The sequence below is a fragment of the Bradyrhizobium sp. 191 genome, from assembly GCF_023100985.1.
Taxonomy (GTDB): Bacteria; Pseudomonadota; Alphaproteobacteria; order Rhizobiales; family Xanthobacteraceae; genus Bradyrhizobium; species Bradyrhizobium diversitatis.
Genome location: NZ_CP064692.1, coordinates 8146149 through 8162634, shown reverse-complemented (window position 1 = coordinate 8162634; position 16486 = coordinate 8146149). Strand labels below are relative to the sequence as shown.

The 16486-nt window shown below is 64.3% G+C and carries 17 protein-coding genes and 1 tRNA gene; 6 read left to right on the top strand and 12 right to left on the bottom strand.

Annotated elements, in window-relative coordinates; all coding sequences use genetic code 11:
* Nucleotides 1–100 precede the first annotated feature (100 nt).
* Entirely contained in the window at nt 101–1624 is a 1524-nt protein-coding gene (locus tag IVB23_RS38580; RefSeq protein ID WP_247802067.1) for a porin, read from the bottom strand.
* 404 nt (nt 1625–2028) lie between these two features.
* Between IVB23_RS38580 and IVB23_RS38575 the strand changes: the two genes are divergently transcribed.
* On the top strand, nt 2029–2535 hold the full coding sequence (locus IVB23_RS38575) for a MarR family transcriptional regulator (RefSeq protein ID WP_028178807.1): 507 nt from the start codon (nt 2029–2031) through the stop codon (nt 2533–2535).
* 27 nt (nt 2536–2562) lie between these two features.
* On the opposite strand, the gene IVB23_RS38570 is transcribed toward IVB23_RS38575, so the two are convergent.
* Both IVB23_RS38570 and IVB23_RS38565 read right to left on the bottom strand, forming a co-directional pair.
* The gene (locus IVB23_RS38570; protein WP_061877790.1) at nt 2563–3675 is read right to left on the bottom strand and encodes an alpha/beta hydrolase; all 1113 of its coding nucleotides are present in this window, start codon (nt 3673–3675) and stop codon (nt 2563–2565) included.
* Between the two features lie 250 nt (nt 3676–3925).
* Nucleotides 3926–4897 (bottom strand): SDR family NAD(P)-dependent oxidoreductase, encoded by a 972-nt coding sequence (locus tag IVB23_RS38565; RefSeq protein ID WP_247802066.1) that lies wholly within the window; start codon nt 4895–4897, stop codon nt 3926–3928.
* Nucleotides 4898–5477: 580 nt separating this feature from the next.
* Between IVB23_RS38565 and IVB23_RS38560 the strand changes: the two genes are divergently transcribed.
* Nucleotides 5478–5717 (top strand): hypothetical protein, encoded by a 240-nt coding sequence (locus IVB23_RS38560; protein ID WP_028178804.1) that lies wholly within the window; start codon nt 5478–5480, stop codon nt 5715–5717.
* A 128-nt stretch (nt 5718–5845) separates the two neighbouring features.
* On the opposite strand, the gene IVB23_RS38555 is transcribed toward IVB23_RS38560, so the two are convergent.
* Nucleotides 5846–6820, bottom strand: a complete 975-nt coding sequence (locus IVB23_RS38555; protein ID WP_061877788.1) for an alpha/beta fold hydrolase — start codon at nt 6818–6820, stop codon at nt 5846–5848.
* A gap of 184 nt (nt 6821–7004) precedes the next feature.
* Here IVB23_RS38555 and IVB23_RS38550 point away from each other — a divergent pair, with 184 nt between their 5' ends.
* Entirely contained in the window at nt 7005–7562 is a 558-nt protein-coding gene (locus IVB23_RS38550; RefSeq protein WP_245311926.1) for a TetR/AcrR family transcriptional regulator, read from the top strand.
* Nucleotides 7563–7601: 39 nt separating this feature from the next.
* Here the strand turns inward: IVB23_RS38550 and IVB23_RS38545 are convergent, their stop codons facing one another.
* Nucleotides 7602–8354 carry a GntR family transcriptional regulator gene (locus IVB23_RS38545; RefSeq protein ID WP_082821959.1) on the bottom strand — a complete coding sequence of 251 codons (753 nt, stop codon included), beginning with the start codon at nt 8352–8354 and terminating at the stop codon, nt 7602–7604.
* 125 nt (nt 8355–8479) lie between these two features.
* On the opposite strand from IVB23_RS38545, the gene IVB23_RS38540 reads away from it, so the two are divergent.
* From IVB23_RS38540 to IVB23_RS38530, 3 genes are read left to right on the top strand one after another with little or no spacing between them, the layout of a single operon-like run.
* Complete coding sequence (locus IVB23_RS38540; RefSeq protein ID WP_247802065.1) at nt 8480–9868, top strand: MFS transporter; 1389 nt, start codon at nt 8480–8482, stop codon at nt 9866–9868.
* A complete protein-coding gene (locus IVB23_RS38535; protein ID WP_197966788.1) occupies nt 9865–10974 on the top strand; it encodes an FAD-dependent oxidoreductase in 1110 nt (369 codons plus the stop codon). The genes IVB23_RS38540 and IVB23_RS38535 overlap by 4 nt, the downstream gene beginning before the upstream one ends.
* Complete coding sequence (locus IVB23_RS38530) at nt 10971–11498, top strand: hypothetical protein (protein ID WP_061877783.1); 528 nt, start codon at nt 10971–10973, stop codon at nt 11496–11498. The genes IVB23_RS38535 and IVB23_RS38530 overlap by 4 nt, the downstream gene beginning before the upstream one ends.
* 235 nt (nt 11499–11733) lie before the next feature.
* Here the strand turns inward: IVB23_RS38530 and IVB23_RS38525 are convergent.
* From IVB23_RS38525 to IVB23_RS38495, 7 genes are all read right to left on the bottom strand, one after another.
* Nucleotides 11734–11811: transfer RNA gene (locus tag IVB23_RS38525), tRNA-Pro, on the bottom strand.
* Between the two features lie 121 nt (nt 11812–11932).
* Nucleotides 11933–12511 carry a MerR family transcriptional regulator gene (locus tag IVB23_RS38520; RefSeq protein ID WP_247802064.1) on the bottom strand — a complete coding sequence of 193 codons (579 nt, stop codon included), beginning with the start codon at nt 12509–12511 and terminating at the stop codon, nt 11933–11935.
* 23 nt (nt 12512–12534) lie between these two features.
* Nucleotides 12535–12879, bottom strand: coding sequence for an integration host factor subunit alpha (locus tag IVB23_RS38515; RefSeq protein ID WP_028136003.1), 345 nt, complete (start codon nt 12877–12879; stop codon nt 12535–12537).
* 133 nt (nt 12880–13012) lie between these two features.
* Nucleotides 13013–13993: a beta-ketoacyl-ACP synthase III gene (locus IVB23_RS38510; RefSeq protein WP_247802063.1), complete on the bottom strand. Its 981-nt coding sequence runs from the start codon at nt 13991–13993 to the stop codon at nt 13013–13015.
* Complete coding sequence (plsX, locus tag IVB23_RS38505; protein ID WP_061877780.1) at nt 13990–15051, bottom strand: phosphate acyltransferase PlsX; 1062 nt, start codon at nt 15049–15051, stop codon at nt 13990–13992. Before plsX ends, IVB23_RS38510 begins: the two co-directional genes overlap by 4 nt.
* A 296-nt stretch (nt 15052–15347) precedes the next feature.
* A complete protein-coding gene (locus IVB23_RS38500) occupies nt 15348–15917 on the bottom strand; it encodes a DUF177 domain-containing protein (protein ID WP_247802062.1) in 570 nt (189 codons plus the stop codon).
* Nucleotides 15914–16477, bottom strand: coding sequence for a ubiquinol-cytochrome C chaperone family protein (locus IVB23_RS38495; RefSeq protein ID WP_061877778.1), 564 nt, complete (start codon nt 16475–16477; stop codon nt 15914–15916). The genes IVB23_RS38500 and IVB23_RS38495 overlap by 4 nt, the downstream gene beginning before the upstream one ends.
* Between the last annotated feature and the right edge of the window lie 9 nt (nt 16478–16486).

Here is a 16486-nt window from a genome sequence, read left to right as displayed (position 1 = left end):
GTCCTCTGCAAAGGCCAGCCGATTTTCCGAATGCCCGTCCTTGCGAAAAAGCCCCGGCGGTTTTCCCGCCGGGGCTTCATCAAGTTCGAAAGCTTCGAGCTTACCAGTTGCGCTGGGCGCGCAGCAGGAGGCTGTAGGTGTCCTGGTCCTTCAGCTCGTAGGCCGCCGCCGGCTTGGCGACGCTCGTCAGCGCTGGGGTCGTGATCACGCCCGAATACTTCTGGTCGAGATGGCTGTAGACGAAGTCGGCCGAGAAGGTCAGGTTCTTCACCGGCGTCCAGCGGGTGATGACGCCCACCTGGCCGATGTTGAAGTCCGGATTGCAGGTGCCGGTCAGGGTCGCGAACGCGCCGCTGCCGCAGATCAGGCCCTTCGCCGTGCTGTTGTAGCTGACCGCAGCCCACGCGCCGTAGAGCGCCGTATTCCAGTACGGGCTCCAGTTGTGGGTGTAGGCACCACGGAAGCCGTAGGTCTTGGTCAGCTCGAGGTTGCCGCCGGGGCCGAACACCGCGTCAGAGACGCCGGCGAAGCCGATGCTCTGGTAGGCGGCGTTCGAGCTGCCGAACATCGAGTAGCTGGTCGCGGCCAGCTCCTGGAAGTTGTAGCGGCTCGCGCCTTCGGTGTAGACGCCCGAGACGTTGATCACGTCGCCGGCGCCGGTCGGAATGTTCTTGATCGAGAGAGCGAGCTGAACCGCCCAGCCCCACTTGTCTTCGGGATGACCGGTGACTTCGGTCGCACCGTAATAGCCGGTATGGTTGTCGTGCGCAGCGACCGACGCCTGGAACAGGCCCCAGGCCTGGTCGACCCGGACCGCGCCGACGATGTCGGGAGACCGGGTGCCGCCGAAATCGCTCGAGCCGTAGGCGCCGCCGAGAACGCCCGAGGTCGTCATGCCCGCGGTATTCCAGATGTTGGTCTGGAAGATCTGCGTCTGATCCTGCACCGAGAACGTCGCCGTCACGCCCTGGCCGAAATCGGCCGTGTAGGTGATCTGCGGTACGCCGTTGGTGGTGCCGCTGCCGCCGACGAGCTGGTCGAAGTTGTTGCCGGGGTAGTTGATCCAGGGCGCGTCGAACTGCGACACCGACTTGCCCAGGGTAAAGCCGGCGAACTGGATGAAGGCGTAGTAGACGCCGAGCGAACCGCCCGAGATGCCGCCGTCAGTCGGGTTGAGGTTGGACGTGCCGGCCGTCGTGGCACTGTAGGCGGTCGCGCCGGTGCCAGAGCCGGTGCCGACATAGCTGCCGGTCGTCCAGGTGAAGACCGCATCGAAATAGGTGCGGACCACGCCGTACTCGGTCGCGGTGCGCGTGTCGATGTTGAGATCTTCACGAGCGCGCATCGAGTAGTAGTTGGTCAGGCGATTGTTGGCCGCGAACACGCCGTTGTACTGGGCGCTGTAATTGCCGCCGGCGTTCAGCGCCACTTCGGCACGCAGATAGCCGCCCAGCTTGATGCAGGTGTCGCTGCCCGGGATGTAGTAGAAGCCCGCGCCGTACAGCGAGCAGATCTTGACGTACTCGACCGCCTTGGCCTTGACCGGAAGATCGGCCGCCTGGGCTCCACCGACGGCGATCAGACCCGCCGCAGTGCCGAGCAAAAGGCTCTTCACCACTTTCATTTAAAACCTCCAAGTTGCTCATTTTGCGGAGACCGGACCGTGAGGCCCCCCAGATCCCCGTCTCTCTCAAATCCGCTCGGCCGCTTTGCGCTTTCGGACACCCGCTTTCGAGGCGAGGGACGTGAGCGAACCACCTGTAACGGGACGATCGAGTACCCCCCACCGTCGTGGTCAATATGCCTGCGCTGTTCCGCTAATCAAAATAGTTTATTAGCTCAGGTTACTGGTTTCGCTAAACCTGTGCCCCGGCCGCAACACCCGGGCCGGGCAAATCTGCTGAGCCGGTCATCTTTGTGGTTTTGGTGACAAAATTACCCTGCTCTGCACTTGCGTCAGAGCAGGCTTGCGTGGACTATGACATTCCACGAACACTGATCTGAACAACCGGTTCACGGAGTGACGCTGTGTCCGCGACGAGGAAAGAGGGAGCGCGCCTGCGCACCATCGGCAACCTGGATATCATCAGGCGCTTCACCTGGGAGATATCGTCGATCAACCTGTATCTCGAGGAGCTGCGTCAGTTCTGGGCGAGGACGCTCGGCATCAGCGGCCCGCAATGGCTGATCCTGATGGCCATCTCCGACCTCGACAAGGACGACGGCATCCCGGTCAACGTCGTGTCCAAGCTCCTCCACGTCGATCCGTCCTTCGTCACCACCCAGTCCAAGCTGCTCGAAAAGAAGGGCCTGTTGCGCCGCCGCCCCTCGCCGACCGACGCCAGGGTGGTCCGGCTGTCCCTGACCGACAAGACGCAGAAGCACCTGGCGAGCCTCAACGAGCAGTACAAGACCATCAGGGAATTCGTCTTCCAGGAATTCGACGAGGCCGAGCTCACCGAATTCACCACCAAGCTCGCGACGCTGAAGAGCCGTCTCGAAAAGGCCTGCGTCCGCCTGAGCCTGGACTTCTGACGCCCGGCCCGATCCGGGCCACCGCCGCTAGATGCGCGCGGCGGCACCGAGCCGCGATTCGAGCCAGTCGAAGATGTATTCGTTGGCAAGGCTGGGATTGTCCGCATGGCTCTGTGCCGCGCCGGTCTCGGCCGCAGTGAACACCTTCAGCATGACGTCCGAACCGCCGAGCCTGGAGTTCCGGACGATCTGACGCGCCCGATCGGCCTTGAGCCAACCGTCCTCGCCGAGCGTGATCAGCACCGGGCACTCGGCGCTGGAGGCCATGAGCGGCGCATGCGGCACCGGGACGATGCTGACGTCGCTCATCGCGAATCGGCTGGCAAAGAAGGCCCGCTCGTGCAGGTCCCACAGGCCACCGTCGCAGACGGCGGCGGCAAGCCGCGGCTCCTGCAACACCGCGCGCGAGACGAAGGACGAGCCCCAGCCATCGGCGATGATGCCGACGCGCGCGAAGTCGACGTCACCGCGCGTCTCCAGATAGTCCATGACGCCAGGGATCGCGCTCTCGAGATCCCGGCGCCGCAACAGCGCGTCGAGAAAATCGTCGCGCTGGTCGCCGAAGAGGTCGATGGCCAGCATGGAGAAACCGCGCTCGCGCGCGTGCGGCACGAGCTTGATCAGGAACTCTTCCTTGCGGTGACCGGGCTCGCCGATGCAGATCACCGTCGGAGCCCGCCCGCCGGCTGACGGCGCAGGAACGAAGTAGCCCTGCAGCGAATGCCCGTCGAGCCAGGGTATCGTCACGACTTCGCCGGCCGGGCTGCGCGCGGCGAGGTAGCGCCGGGCGCAATCCTGCATCGCCAGCACCGCGACCCAGCGGCGCTCATCCGCCAGATCGAGCGGCATCGCCGCGGCACCATAGTAGTTCATCGCGCGCAGCCAATTGCGCTGCGCGCTCGCCCTGTGGCCCTCCGCGAACGCGGCCTCGGCGCGTTGCCGATTGGTTTGCGCCAGCTTCTTCCACTCGCGATGCCAGGACCGGTCGTCGCCCCGCTTCAGCTGTCGCGCGATCATGAGGCATTCCGCGATCGTGGCGCCGCCCTCCTGGGCCGCAGTGAGCAGCCGCGTGAACTCAGCGGAAATGTCCTCTCGTTCCGGGCAAAGGGTCCAGTCGTCGGAGAGGCATGCTGGTATCATCTGGAGCTACGCTCGATCGTCGCGTTACCTCCATCAATTAAACGATTTCAGTCCGCCAACCAAGCGGCCGTGCGCCCGATGAGAGGCGTTTCAGATCACCATCGCTTGAACATCGTCATGTCGCATGCGTGACATACCGACAGGTCATGGAGCGGGCGAACATTGGCAAGAGGTGGCACGCACGATTGCCCTGCGCATCTCTTGCCATGATGATCATCATGCTTACATTCGCACCCGCTCGGAGACCGTCTCAACCAAGCCGCCAGCCCACCTCCTGCACGAGACTTTCGTAGAAGGCGCGGTCGTAAGCCTGCTCCGGCGTGGCGCGCACGCGCTCGTCGAGACGTTTTGCGTCCTCGCCGACGAGGATGCGCCAGCGCTCCGCCTTGACGCCGTCGAGAATGATCTTCGCCGCCTGCGCGGCCGTCGTCGGCGCATCCTCCAGAAAGCTGCGAGCGCGCTCGGCGAACACCGCCTGGATGTCCTCGTCCGACATCTTGTCCGCATCCGGCACGCCGGCCGCCACCATGCGCTTGCGGGTCAGCGCCACCTCGTCGTCGCTAAGCCGTTCCGATCCATCGGCGCTCTGCACCTTGCGCGAATTGGAGACGATCGAGGTGCCGATGTGACCGGGCATCACCACCGAGCATTTGACGTGCGGCGCGTGCAGGCGGAGGTCGTTGATCAGCGCCTCGGTGAATCCCTTCACCGCGAACTTGGCCGAGCTGTAGGCGGTGTGCGCTTGATTCATGCCGATCGAGGCCCAGAAGCCGTTGACGCTCGCGGTGTTGACGATGTGGGCCTCGTCCGCCGCGACCAGCATCGGCAGGAAGGTGCGCACGCCGAGATAGACGCCGCCCCAGCAGATGTTGAAGGTGCGCTCCCATTGCTCGCGCGTGTTGGTGAACAGGCTGCCGCCCCCGCCGATGCCGGCATTGTTGAACAGCAGATGGATCTTATCCGTCTTCTGCTGCTCGGCGATCTCGTCACGAAAACGCTTCAGATGATCCTCGATCGCGACGTCGGCGACATGCGTCGTGACGCGCAGGCCCTGCGGCAGCTTCTCGGTCTCGCACAGCCGCCTAGTCTCGGCCATCGCGGCCTCCGAGACGTCGCACATCGCGACGTTGCAGCCTTCGGCGACGAGCTGCCGCGCGAGCTCGCGCCCCATTCCCGTGCCGCCGCCGGTGATGACCGCAATCTTTCCAGCAAAATCCTTCATGGGACTTCGGTCCCTCCCCTTGTCGGTATGTTTCTTCGTCGCGGCGCCGCTGACCGAGGCGCGCGCAAAACTGTAGCAGCGCGACATCCGCAAAAGAAAGCGGATCGGCGATGCAATCTTCGGCGTTATTTCGGCGCGCGGATTATCGTGATTCCAGGTACGGCCAGTGCACGGCTGTAGCTTTGTGACAGAGTCGCTTGCGGCGCATCCTTCGAGACGCCCGCCTGAGGCGGGCCCTCAGGATGAGGGCTGAGCATGGGGCCGCAATTTCAACGAGCACCACCGTTCCTTAGCCTCACCCTGAGGGACCGCTGGAAGCGGTCGTCTCGAAGGGCGAGGCGCTTGCTCCGTCGTCCCTCGAAGCCCCCGCTCGGAGCACGGGCAGCACCGAGCAGTACTGCGCCCGTCCCGTATTTGTCCGGCTTCGGTTTAGGGGCAATCTTTTTACAATCCGAATCGTCGAATGGACCCCGGACGCTGTGTCGAGTCGGCTAGGCCAGCGTGTTGTTTGCGTGTCACAGGCTCTGGCACTCCGCTTGCATCCTCCTCGTGGTCAGAAACAACCGATGAGGTGACAGGAATGTTCGTGACCGTCGTTGCCGTACTTTGCCGGCTTGGCGCAGCCAGCTCAGGCAGTTGCGTCGAGGAAATCGTGACCGACAGCAACATGACGCCCGAGATTTCGATGATGCAGTGCGCGGTCGGCGCACAGGCACCGCTCGCGAAATGGATGGGCGAACATCCGATCTATCACGCCAATTGGCGCCTCGAGCGCTACAAGTGCGTGCCGGGTCACTACGAGATCAAGGGCCACGCCTGAAGGCCCCGCAAAACTACTGATCCGAACACGACGGATCGAGGAAACGCCCGGGGGCGCCTTTTCCCTGAGCGGCTTGCAGCCCCAGCCCTATTGCGGCTGCGCTCTGTGACAACGGTCACGCCTTTCCTTCAAGCCACCGCTCGCAAGATGATCGCACGCGCCCGCCGCCCTTCCGGTGTCGGCATCAGCGCGAAGTTGTGCGGCTGCTCGCGCAAAAGATGCAGCTCGACCGGCACGCCCACCGCCCTCGCCTTTTCGGCGAGATCGATGCTGTCGGGATAGAGAAGATCGCGCGTCCCCGCGAAGATCGTCATCGGCGCGAGGGCGCGGAAGGCGCCGTTGAGCGGGCTGACAAAGGGATGGCCGACGTCGAGCTCGCCGGCATAGAGGCGTCCTGCCTCGACGATCCCCGGAATGTCCTGGATCGGATCGCGTGCGGCGATCGCCACCTGCTCTGGACGGCTGACCGAGGCATCGGCCGCCGGCGAGATCAGCACCATCCGGCTCGGCTGCGGATGGCCGTGATCGCGCAGCCACTGACACGCAGCGAGCGCGAGCCCCGCGCCGGCGGAATTGCCGACCACCGTCACCTTCGCGTCGCCTGCGTCTTCCAGCAGCATCCTGAGCAGCTCGGCCGTCGCCGGCACCACGTCCTTCGCAGTCGCCCGCGGCGCCAATGGATAGATCGGCACGACGCAACAGACGTGCGCCTTGCGCGTCATCTCGCCGACGAAGCGCCAATGCGCCGGCACGATCTCGTTGATGTAGCCGCCGCCATGCAGGAACATGACGTAGTTGCAGCCTTCATGGCCCGACGACGGCGCGGTGTAGTACACCGGCCATCCGCCCATCTTGGTCAGGATCACCTCGACGCCGCCGCCGAGATCTGGCGGCTCGAACGAGGCCGGCTCCAAGGCGAGCTTCTGCACATGCGCCTGCACGGCTTCGACTGAGGCCAACCGCTCCTTGTGCGGAAGCAGCCCGAGCAGCAGGTTGAAGGCGCGGCTCTGCAGGCTCGGCGCGGGATCGCGCGAGGCTCGCGCACCGAACACGCAGCCGCCCGGGCAGAACTGCAAGGCCGACACAAGTCTCGCAACGCTCATCGCCACATCCCTATCCGGCTGTTTCGACCCGGCGACGAAGAGGCTTGCCGACCCGCCGCCACTTGCCGATATAATGCGAGCATTCACTCGCTTTTCCTACTCGCATTCAGATCACAAAGCCGTGGCCCGCAAACCGCCCACAACACCCCGAAAAAATGCCTCGCAGGAGCGATCCCGCGCCACGGTGGACGCGCTGGTTGAGGCGACTGCTCGCATTCTGGTCAAGGAAGGCTTCGAGAAGGCCAGCACGAACCGCATCGCTGACGTCGCTGGCGTCAGCGTCGGCTCGCTCTATCAATATTTCCCCAGCAAGGAGGCGCTCGTCGCCGCCGTGATCGATCGTCACAACGAGGAGATCATGAGGCTCGTCCGCACCGTCTTCGCGGAAGTCGACGGCCTACCGATCGAGAAAGCCGTGCGCCGCCTCGTCACGGTGGCGATCGAAGCCCATCTCGTCGACCCGGACCTGCACCGCGTCCTCGCCGAGCAGATTCCGCGCTCCGGCCACCTTGCGGAGGTCGAGGCCTACAGCCAGGAAATCCACGCCCTCGTGCGCACCTATCTCGAACGCCACCGCAAGGAGATGCGCAAGCTCGACCCCGCGCTCGCAGCGTTCATGTGCGTGAGCACGATCGAAGCCATCGCGCACAACACGGTACTGAACGGAGAGATGCTGTCGGAGAAGATGGTGAAGGTGCTGGTGGACGAGACGACGCGGTTGGTGGTGGGGTATTTGAAGTAGGCGCAGTCGCCGAAGGATTGCCGGCTAGCGGCCGCACCATCATTGCTTCAACATCGTGATCGGATGATCGAGTGCGATATCCAGCGAATTGCTCACCCCTCTCGTGAGAACATCCTGAATGCGTTGCCGGCCGAGATCGGCGTGCGAACGTCCCAGGGCATCCGCCTTGTCGGCATCCCCGTCCCTGATCGCCGCGACCATTGCGATGTGCTCGGTCAGGATCGTGTTCATGTGCTTCTGATATGCGGCCTTCGAAGCAAAATGCTGGGCATCGTAGGCCAGATAGGCAATCCGCAGCCCGAGCGTGAGGAGGTGGAGATAGTTGCGTTCGATCAGCTTGTTGCCGCACGCGGCGGCGATCAGGGCATGAAACCGCCAGTTGCTCTCGTTCATCTCCTCCGCGCGACCCGCCGCTTCATGCTGTTCGAATGCAACCCGCTCGGCATCGATCTCGGCGAGCTGCGCATCGGTTCGGCGTAGCGCCGCCCACCTGGTGACGAGCCGCTGGGTGATATCGAGCGCCTCGAGCATCTCGCGGAGGTCATCCCAGTTGAGACTTGCGACGCTCGCGCCGCGGTTGGGCAGCAGCACCACCAGCGATTCCGAGGCGAGCCTGACGAGCGCTTCGTGCACAGGGGTTCGCGACAGCCCGAGCCTGGCAGCGAGGGCCGCCTCATCAAGCGGCGAGCCCGGTCGCAGGGTGAGCGACACGATCTCGCGCCGGAGCGCCGTGTACGCGAACTCGACGCCCTTCCCTTTGCCCGGCGGCGGAGGTGGTCTGCTGGCCATCATGAAATATCTTGCCTTGCTTTATTCATAGTGCATAAACTGTGCATGCACGGCCAATCCTATCACAGGTGCCGTGCGATGCGAGGGCGACTGCCGGGCCGTTTTCGCGCAGGCAAAGGATCTCGTCCATGAGCATCACTGCCCAAGGGCTCGTTGCCCGAATCGACCGGCTACCTCCCTCCCGTTTCCACATTCAAGTCCTTATCATTGCTGGGCTTTCACTGTTCTTCGATACGCTGGACACGGCCGTCACCGGCTTTGCCTTCGCAGCTTTTCGGACCGAATGGAACCTCGGCCCGCTCGCGCTCGGCGTCACCTCGGCGATCGGGTTGAGCGGCTACCTGCTCGGTTCCATCCTCGTCGGCTTCGTCGCCGACCGGTTCGGCCGCAAAGCCGTCATGACCTGGAGCCTCGGCCTCTACTCGCTGTTCTCGGCCTCCCGCGCGCTGGCCCCCGGCATCGAGGTCTTTTGCCTGCTGAACTTCTTCACGTGGATCTTCGTGGGGATGGAGAGCTGCGTGGTGCCGCCTTATCTGGCGGAGCTGTGGCCCTCGCGGCTTCGCGGCCGCTTCAACGGCTGGATGATGGCGTTCTTCGCGATCGGCATCGCCCTGTCCCCCGTTTGGGCCCTCCTCCTCATCCCGACCGTCGGCTGGCGCTGGACGCTCGCGCTCACCTTCCCGTTCGCGCTCCTGATCGGCCTGATGCGGACCTTCCTTCCCGAGAGCCCGCGATGGCTGGTGAGCCAGGGCCGAACCGAGGAAGCCGAGCGAATCGTCGCGTCCATCGAAGCGCGGGTGGCCCGGTCGAACGGTGGCACTCTGCCACCGATCGTTCCGATCCCGGCGCCCGTCACCCGTCCGGTCAGCAGGCGCGAGATTGTCGCCCCCGCCATCCTGCCTGTCACCCTCATGCTCTGGCTTGTCTGGTTCACCGAGTACGGCGTTCTCTATACCTTCCAATCCGTGCTTCCGACGTTGCTCGCCATGGATGGTTTCTCCATCGTGCGATCGACCGAGTTCACCGTGGTGATCTTCTCGGGCTTCATCCCCGGCTATATCGGCGCGGGCTACTTCCTCGATCTCGTCGGGCGGAAATACTGGCTGATGATCTGCTTCGCCGGGATCGGGATCTCCAGCACGCTGTTTGGCCTTGCGAATACGCCCGTGACGATCATGGCCTGTGCATGGTTCACCGCCTTCTTCCTCGGCAACGGTTCGACCTGCATCTACACCTACACGCCCGAACTCTATCCGACCGAGATTCGGACGACGGCGATGGGAATGGCCTCGGCCTGGGGACGCGTCGGTGGCATCCTCCTGCTGCTTGCGTTCGGAATCTTCGCCGTGCTGCACGGACGGCTCGCGCTCTTCCTGGTGAGCGACGGCCTGCTGATCGTCAGCATCATCGTGGTGGCGCTGGTTGGCCCCAATACGAAAGGCAAGACCCTCGAGGCGACGTCGTCGGCGCGCGACGTTGCAGCGCGGGCAAACGCCGTTGAGGCACCGGCCGAATGACGCGGACAGCAGTGATTGCCGGGGCCGGCTACGCCGGCCTCGCAGCGGCGGCCGTGCTCGCGCGCGCGGGATGGCGCGTCTCCGTGTACGAGGCCGATCCCGAGCCAAGAAGCGTCGGCGCCGGTCTCTATGTGCACGGTTTCGTCCATGACGCCCTTCGCAAGACCGGCGCCTACGACGATTTCATGCGTGGGGCATTCAAACCTGCCGCGCATTGCGTCTACATCGACGGCGCGCGGCAATCGAATGCGTCCACGGAAGGAAACATCGTCACCACGACCCGGGCGCTGCTTCATGTTGCACTGATCGATGCAGCAAGGCGCGCCGGCGTCAGCATCGTCGGCGGATCGCGGGCTGTTGCGGCTGACCCGAGCGGCGTCCTGATCCTCGCAGACGGCACGCGGCTCGAAGCCGATCTGGTCGTTGCCGCCGACGGCGTGCGATCGACCATCGCGAAAGCGCTGGATATTCCGATCACGCGCGTCGCGCACCAGGACGGCATCACGCGGATCCTTCTCGATCGCGACGGGCTGCGTGACGACAAATGGAGCAGCATTCACGACTACTATGATTACCGGGGACGTCCGTTGCGGGTGCTCTACACGCCGTGTGGCCCGGATGCCTTCTATTTCTGCCTGATGGCGCCCATCACCGATCTCGAGGCGACGTCCGTTCCGATCGCCGTCGTGCTTTGGACCGCGCGATTTCCGGATCTCGCACCGACATTGCAACGGGTCGGCAAAGCCGGCCGTCACGACCGCTACGCAACGACGACGCTCTCGACCTGGTCGAAGGGACGTGCAGCGATCGTCGGCGATGCGGCACATGCGATGCCATCGAGCCTGGGGCAAGGCGCCGGCGTCAGCATCGTCAACGCCGTCGCGCTCGCGGAGACCGTTGCGCACGCCGGCGACATCGAAGCCGCGCTCGGTACCTGGGAAGCTGCGATGCGTCCGATGGTCGAGGGCTGGCAGCGCCGGGTCGAAGATGTCGCAAGCCAACGCAGCCTTACTCGCGCCGTTCGCCCGTCCGAGCAGCGGCTCGTCGAGCTCTCGTCCGAGGATTCGGATCGCAAACACGCAAGACAAGAAGGGACCAACGCATGACGCTCGTTCCAAGCGCATCCTGGTACACTGACATCATCGCCGCCGTGGACCAGCAGCAGGCCGGCATCAAGGATCATCTCGGCCGACCCTGGGCGCAGCATTTTGAGCGCGTGGCGCTCCGTCTCATCTTCCGCAAGCCGGACGCGACCCGCGCCCATATCGAAGCTGCCCTCCTGCACGACGCGATGATGGAGCGCGGCGGCGGACGCAAGATGCTCGATGCTCTCGGGGTCAGCCGGGAAGCCCGCGAGATCATCGAGATCCAGACCCCTCCTCCGAACGCGGATTACTACCGCCGCTTCCAGGATGTCGGCCCCGCCGAATGCGCGATCTATCTCGACTACATCCGCAAACTCTGCGCCTCCGGCAATCAGCCCGCGATCCAGATGAAGCTCGCCGACATCACCGATACCATCGAAGCCTGCCGTACTGGGCGAACGCCCCTGCTGATCGATCAGTTCATCAATCGCTACGAGCCGAGCCGGAAGCTGCTCGAGCAGGCGTTGGGATCGGAGCTGGGTTAGCGGGGTGATGCGGCTGGCAGGATGACATCATGCCACTGTTTTGCCCGACGCGTCAAATTTTTTCGGAAAAACATTAACCGTCAATGACTTCGCTACTGTGCATGGGGTTGTTTTCGAAATTCTTGTCGTAGTCGGTCACCGAAGTAGCCGGCATGCGCTGATCACGCGCACGCCTCACCGGCGGGAGGAGACTCCACGCCGACGATCAATCCACCCGACAGATGATTTGAGAAAATGGTCGGAGCGAGAGGATTTGAACCTCCGACCCCTAGTCTCCCAGACTAGTGCGCTAACCGGGCTGCGCCACGCTCCGAATGCCGTTCCATTAGCTAGGATCGCTGCTTCGCGCAAGGCGAGGCAGACACCATTTTGGGCCTCTCCTCAATCAGCAGCCCAAAGCGCCCGGAACTGCCCACAAAGCCGGCTAAAAGGCCCTACCCGTCCTTCAGCGCCTGATCCAGCATCTCCCTCGCTGCGACGAGGTCGGCGAGCGCCCGGCCCAGGCGCTCCCGGTCTAGTGCGCTGGGGCCGGCGGGTGCGGCGGTGGCGCCGCCCTTGCGGAAGGTGGTGAGGATCTCCTCGTCGTCGACCTCCGTGAAGCGGAAGTCGATGCCTTCCTCTTCGTCGCCCTGGTAGTCGTCATCGTCGGTGTCGGTGATGCCCTTGATGGGCGCCTCGTCCTCGGGCTCCATCAGGCTCGCGCCGATGGCGTCCTCGATGGCGCCGAACGAGACCGCGGCCGCGCTGTCGGCGAGGCCCTGCACCGATTTGACGCCGTGCTCCTTCAGGATCCGCTGCACCCCGCGGATGGTGTAGCCCTCGCCGTAGAGCAGCCGGCGGATGCCCTTGAGCAGGTCGACGTCGTCGGGGCGGTAATAGCGGCGGCCGCCGCTGCGCTTCATCGGCTTGATCTGGGAGAACCGGGTCTCCCAGAACCGCAGCACGTGCTGCGGAATGTCGAGTTCCTGCGCTACTTCGCTGATGGTTCGGAACGCATCCGGCGCCTTGTCCAAATGCCAAATCCTTTGCGAAAGGGTTACGCCTCTTGCTGAGCCTTGCTGGTGGCGTCGCCATTGGCGCGGTGTTGGCCGTTGATCCGCTGCTTCAGGATCGCCGACGGCTTGAATACCATGACGCGGCGCGGCGAGATCGGCACCTCGGTACCGGTCTTCGGATTACGGCCGATGCGCTGCCCCTTCTTGCGCACCATGAAGGACCCGAACGAGGACAATTTCACCGTCTCGCCCTTTTCGAGGCAATCGGTGATCTCCTTCAGCACGAGTTCCACGAAAGCGGACGATTCCGTGCGCGATAGCCCTACCTTCTGGTAGACGGCTTCGCAGAGATCGACACGCGTTACGGTTTTACTTTGATCGGTCATCGCCCTGCCCCACATCACGGCGAACAATTGTTGTCTGAAATTATGAGGTTACGATACGGCGGTCAACAGCGCTCATCAATGCAGACGCATCGATAATCGGCACCGATTCCGGCAAAATTTTATCGACTGCGGCTTACCAGCGCAGCAGCGCGGAGCCCCAGGTGAAGCCGCCGCCCATCGCCTCCAGGAGAACAAGGTCACCCTTCTTGATGCGGCCGTCCTTGCGCGCCTCCGACAGCGCCAGCGGGATCGAGGCGGCGGAGGTGTTGCCGTGGCGGTCCACCGTCAGCACCACCTTTTCCGGCGCGATGTGCAGCTTGTGGGCGGAGGCGTCGATGATTCGCTTGTTGGCCTGGTGCGGCACGAACCAGTCGATGCTGTCGGCATTGAGCCCGGTCGCCTCGAAGGCGTCGACGATGACGTCGGTGATCATGCCGACCGCATGCTTGAAGACCTCGCGGCCTTCCATGCGCAGATGGCCGACGGTCTGGGTCGAGGACGGGCCGCCATCGACGAACAGCTTTGCCTTGTGGCGGCCGTCGGAGCGCAGATGCGTGGTCACGACGCCGCGGTCGGTCGCGGCATTGCCGGGCTGCTCCTGCGCCTCCAGCACCACCGCCCCGGCGCCGTCGCCGAACAGCACGCAGGTGCCGCGGTCGTTCCAGTCGAGGATGCGCGAGAAGGTCTCGGCGCCGATCACCAGCGCGCGCTTGAAGGCGCCGGTGCGCAGGAAATTGTCGGCAGTGGCCAGCGCGAACACGAAGCCCGAGCACACCGCCTGGAGGTCGAAGGCAGCGCCATGGTTGATGCCGAGCCCGTGCTGCACGGCGACAGCCGTCGCGGGGAAGGTGTTGTCCGGGGTCGAGGTCGCCAGCACGATGAGGTCGATCGACTGCGCGTCCATGCCGGCATCGCTGAGCGCGGCCTGCGCCGCCTTGATCGCCAGGTGCGAGGTGAACTCGCCCTCGGCCGCGATGTGCCGCTCGCGAATGCCCGTGCGCTGAACGATCCACTCGTCGGAGGTGTCGATGCGGGCCGCCAATTGGGCGTTGGTCACCACCTGCTCCGGCAGATATGAGCCGCAGCCGAGCACGACCGAACGAATTTGAGTCACGAAACATCCTCCGGCGCGGGCTGCACGAAACTGAGTGCACCACCCTCGCGGTTGAGCATCTGATTGATCTTGTTCAGGAGATCGTAGTGAGCCATCTCATAGCCAACATCGATCGCATAGGCAAAGCCTTCGGCGTTGGTTCCGCCGTGGCTCTTGACCACCACCCCCCTCAGTCCCAGCAGCACGCCGCCATTGGACTTGTTGGGGTCCATCTTGTCGCGCAGGGCCTGGAAGGCGCTGCGGGCGAAGACATAGCCGAGCTTGGAGAGCCAGCTCCGCTGCATCTCGTTACGGAGCAATTCCGCCATCTGCCGGGCGGTTCCCTCGGCGGCCTTGAGCGCGATGTTACCGCTGAAGCCCTCGGTCACGATGACGTCGGCCAGCCCCTTGCCGATGCCGTCACCCTCGACGAAGCCGATATAGTCGAGCTCCGGCAGGTTCCTTGCCCGCAGGATCTCGCTGGCCTCGCGGATCTCCTCGTGGCCCTTGATCTCTTCGGCGCCGATGTTGAGCAGCCCGACCGTCGGCCGCTTCTTGTTGAACAGCACGCTCGCTTTGGCTGCGCCCATGACCGCCATCGACACCAGATGGTGCGCATCGCCGCCGAGGGTGGCGCCGAGGTCGAGCACGACGGATTCGCCGCGCATGGTCGGCCATATCGCGGAGATCGCCGGGCGGTCGATGCCCGGCAACGTCCGCAGGTGGAAGCGCGCCATCGCCATCAGTGCGCCGGTATTGCCGGCAGAGATCGCGACATCCGCCTCGCCCTTCTTGACCGCATCGATCGCGAGCCACATCGAGGAGGACTTGCGGCCGCGCCGCAGCGCCTGGCTCGGCTTGTCCTCCATGCTGACGGCGACGTCGGTATGGACGATCCTGGAGGCGGCTTTCAGCTTCGGGTGCTTGTCGAGCTCGGGCTCGATCCTGGCGCGGTCGCCGACCAGCAGGAACTCGGTATCGCTATGCCTGCCTAGCGAGATGGCGGCGCCCGGAATGACCACGGCGGGGCCGACGTCGCCCCCCATGGCGTCCAGCGCGATGCGAACCTTGCTTGGCATGAAAGTCCTGGAAACCTGGTCTCGTGCGGTCTTGATCTAGCGGGGCCGCGAAATGGGTTCGCCACGGACATGGCGATCGGTCAGGCGCCTCGCCGCACCCGGACCGGGGCGCGACAATAGCGTTTTGTTACCCCGAAACAACCTCTTGCCCCCAGCCTTTTGCATTTGGGGCGATGCGGCCACGCCCCCCGGATTGAGCAGGAAAGACATTGAAATCAGGAGGATAAATGCTTCTTTCAAACCATCAAGGGAAATGCCTCGCGTCCTCTCGCAAGGCGGGCACAAGCGGAATTGCCCTATGGCCCCTTCTTCTTGTCGTGAAGCGCCTTCAGTGCCGCGAAGGGATGGTCCTCGGGATCGGGGGCGGCGACCTCAGCCTCGAACACGGCCCCCTCCTTGCGCGGATAGGGATCGATCGCCAGGAACAGGGCGTCGGTGGCGAGCCGGCCGAGGTCGATGATGCCGCCGGCGATCGGCTCGGGAGGATCGGCGACCGCCGGCGGCCCCTCATCGTCCTGCCCCTCCTCGATCAGATCGGCCAGGCGCCGTGCCTCTGCCTCCGGGGCGAACATCAGGTCGACCTCCTCCTCGATCTCGCTCTCGATCGGATCCAGCGTGACGACGCAGGTTTGGCCGATCCGGCCGCGAACAAGTCCCGTGACCTGGACCCGCCCACCGCTTTTCGGCACGACATCGAAGCTGGCATGCGCGGACAGGATCTCCCGCACGCCCGCGAGCGCCGCCATGGCCTGCCGCTCGGCCGCTGAGGCCTCGAGCTCGCGATGCAGGCCTGCTTCAGGGATCTGCGCAACGATGACGGGCACCCGCCAGGGATCGGGCTCGGATCCGGCATTCGGTCGACTCATGGCGTGACATCCTCAGGAAGCGCTGGAGGAAACTTGAAGGAGGCGCGCAGCAGCACGGCTTCGTCGGTCCGGCCAAGCTCGGCCTCACTGGCCCGGGCATAGGCCGCGAGCTGCTGCGCCTGGACGAAGCCGGTCCCATTCAAGATATTCTTGCAGATCGCCGATGCCAGCGCCTCGCCGCCGCCTTCCATGGCTTGATCATAGGCCTGGACGCGACCGTAGAACGCCTCGCCGAAGGCCCGCATCCGCTTCGGCACGGTCTGGTCGCCCACACCCATCTCGCGCAGATTGTCGTCCATGTCCTCGCAGAAGCGGTCGAACAGCGCCTGGGACAGCTCCGTGGCGCCGCCAGTGCCGCCTTGGACCGCGCGCAGGCGGCGCAGCAGCAGCCAGAGATGCAACAGCAACAGATCGAAACGCCCGTTAACCGTATCGGGCACGCCCAAGTCACGGTAAAATATGGGTTCTCGCGCCTGCGTCACGATCATGCCATAGATCGCTTCAATGGTGCTCGGCGGGGTCAGTCGGGGTTTCCTGAAGTGATTGAACGGCCAAAGCATTGTGGTTTC

Coding starts and splice junctions, on each gene's coding strand:
- plsX (WP_061877780.1), bottom strand. CDS start 15,051: ATGCCAAGCAAGGTTCGCATCGCGCTGGACGCCATGGGGGGCGACGTC.
- IVB23_RS38545 (WP_082821959.1), bottom strand. CDS start 8,354: ATGATGGCCAGCAGACCACCTCCGCCGCCGGGCAAAGGGAAGGGCGTC.
- IVB23_RS38565 (WP_247802066.1), bottom strand. CDS start 4,897: ATGAAGGATTTTGCTGGAAAGATTGCGGTCATCACCGGCGGCGGCACG.
- IVB23_RS38535 (WP_197966788.1), top strand. CDS start 9,865: ATGACGCGGACAGCAGTGATTGCCGGGGCCGGCTACGCCGGCCTCGCA.
- IVB23_RS38530 (WP_061877783.1), top strand. CDS start 10,971: ATGACGCTCGTTCCAAGCGCATCCTGGTACACTGACATCATCGCCGCC.
- IVB23_RS38515 (WP_028136003.1), bottom strand. CDS start 12,879: ATGACCGATCAAAGTAAAACCGTAACGCGTGTCGATCTCTGCGAAGCC.
- IVB23_RS38540 (WP_247802065.1), top strand. CDS start 8,480: ATGAGCATCACTGCCCAAGGGCTCGTTGCCCGAATCGACCGGCTACCT.
- IVB23_RS38500 (WP_247802062.1), bottom strand. CDS start 15,917: ATGAGTCGACCGAATGCCGGATCCGAGCCCGATCCCTGGCGGGTGCCC.
- IVB23_RS38580 (WP_247802067.1), bottom strand. CDS start 1,624: ATGAAAGTGGTGAAGAGCCTTTTGCTCGGCACTGCGGCGGGTCTGATC.
- IVB23_RS38560 (WP_028178804.1), top strand. CDS start 5,478: ATGTTCGTGACCGTCGTTGCCGTACTTTGCCGGCTTGGCGCAGCCAGC.
- IVB23_RS38495 (WP_061877778.1), bottom strand. CDS start 16,477: ATGCTTTGGCCGTTCAATCACTTCAGGAAACCCCGACTGACCCCGCCG.
- IVB23_RS38570 (WP_061877790.1), bottom strand. CDS start 3,675: ATGATACCAGCATGCCTCTCCGACGACTGGACCCTTTGCCCGGAACGA.
- IVB23_RS38555 (WP_061877788.1), bottom strand. CDS start 6,820: ATGAGCGTTGCGAGACTTGTGTCGGCCTTGCAGTTCTGCCCGGGCGGC.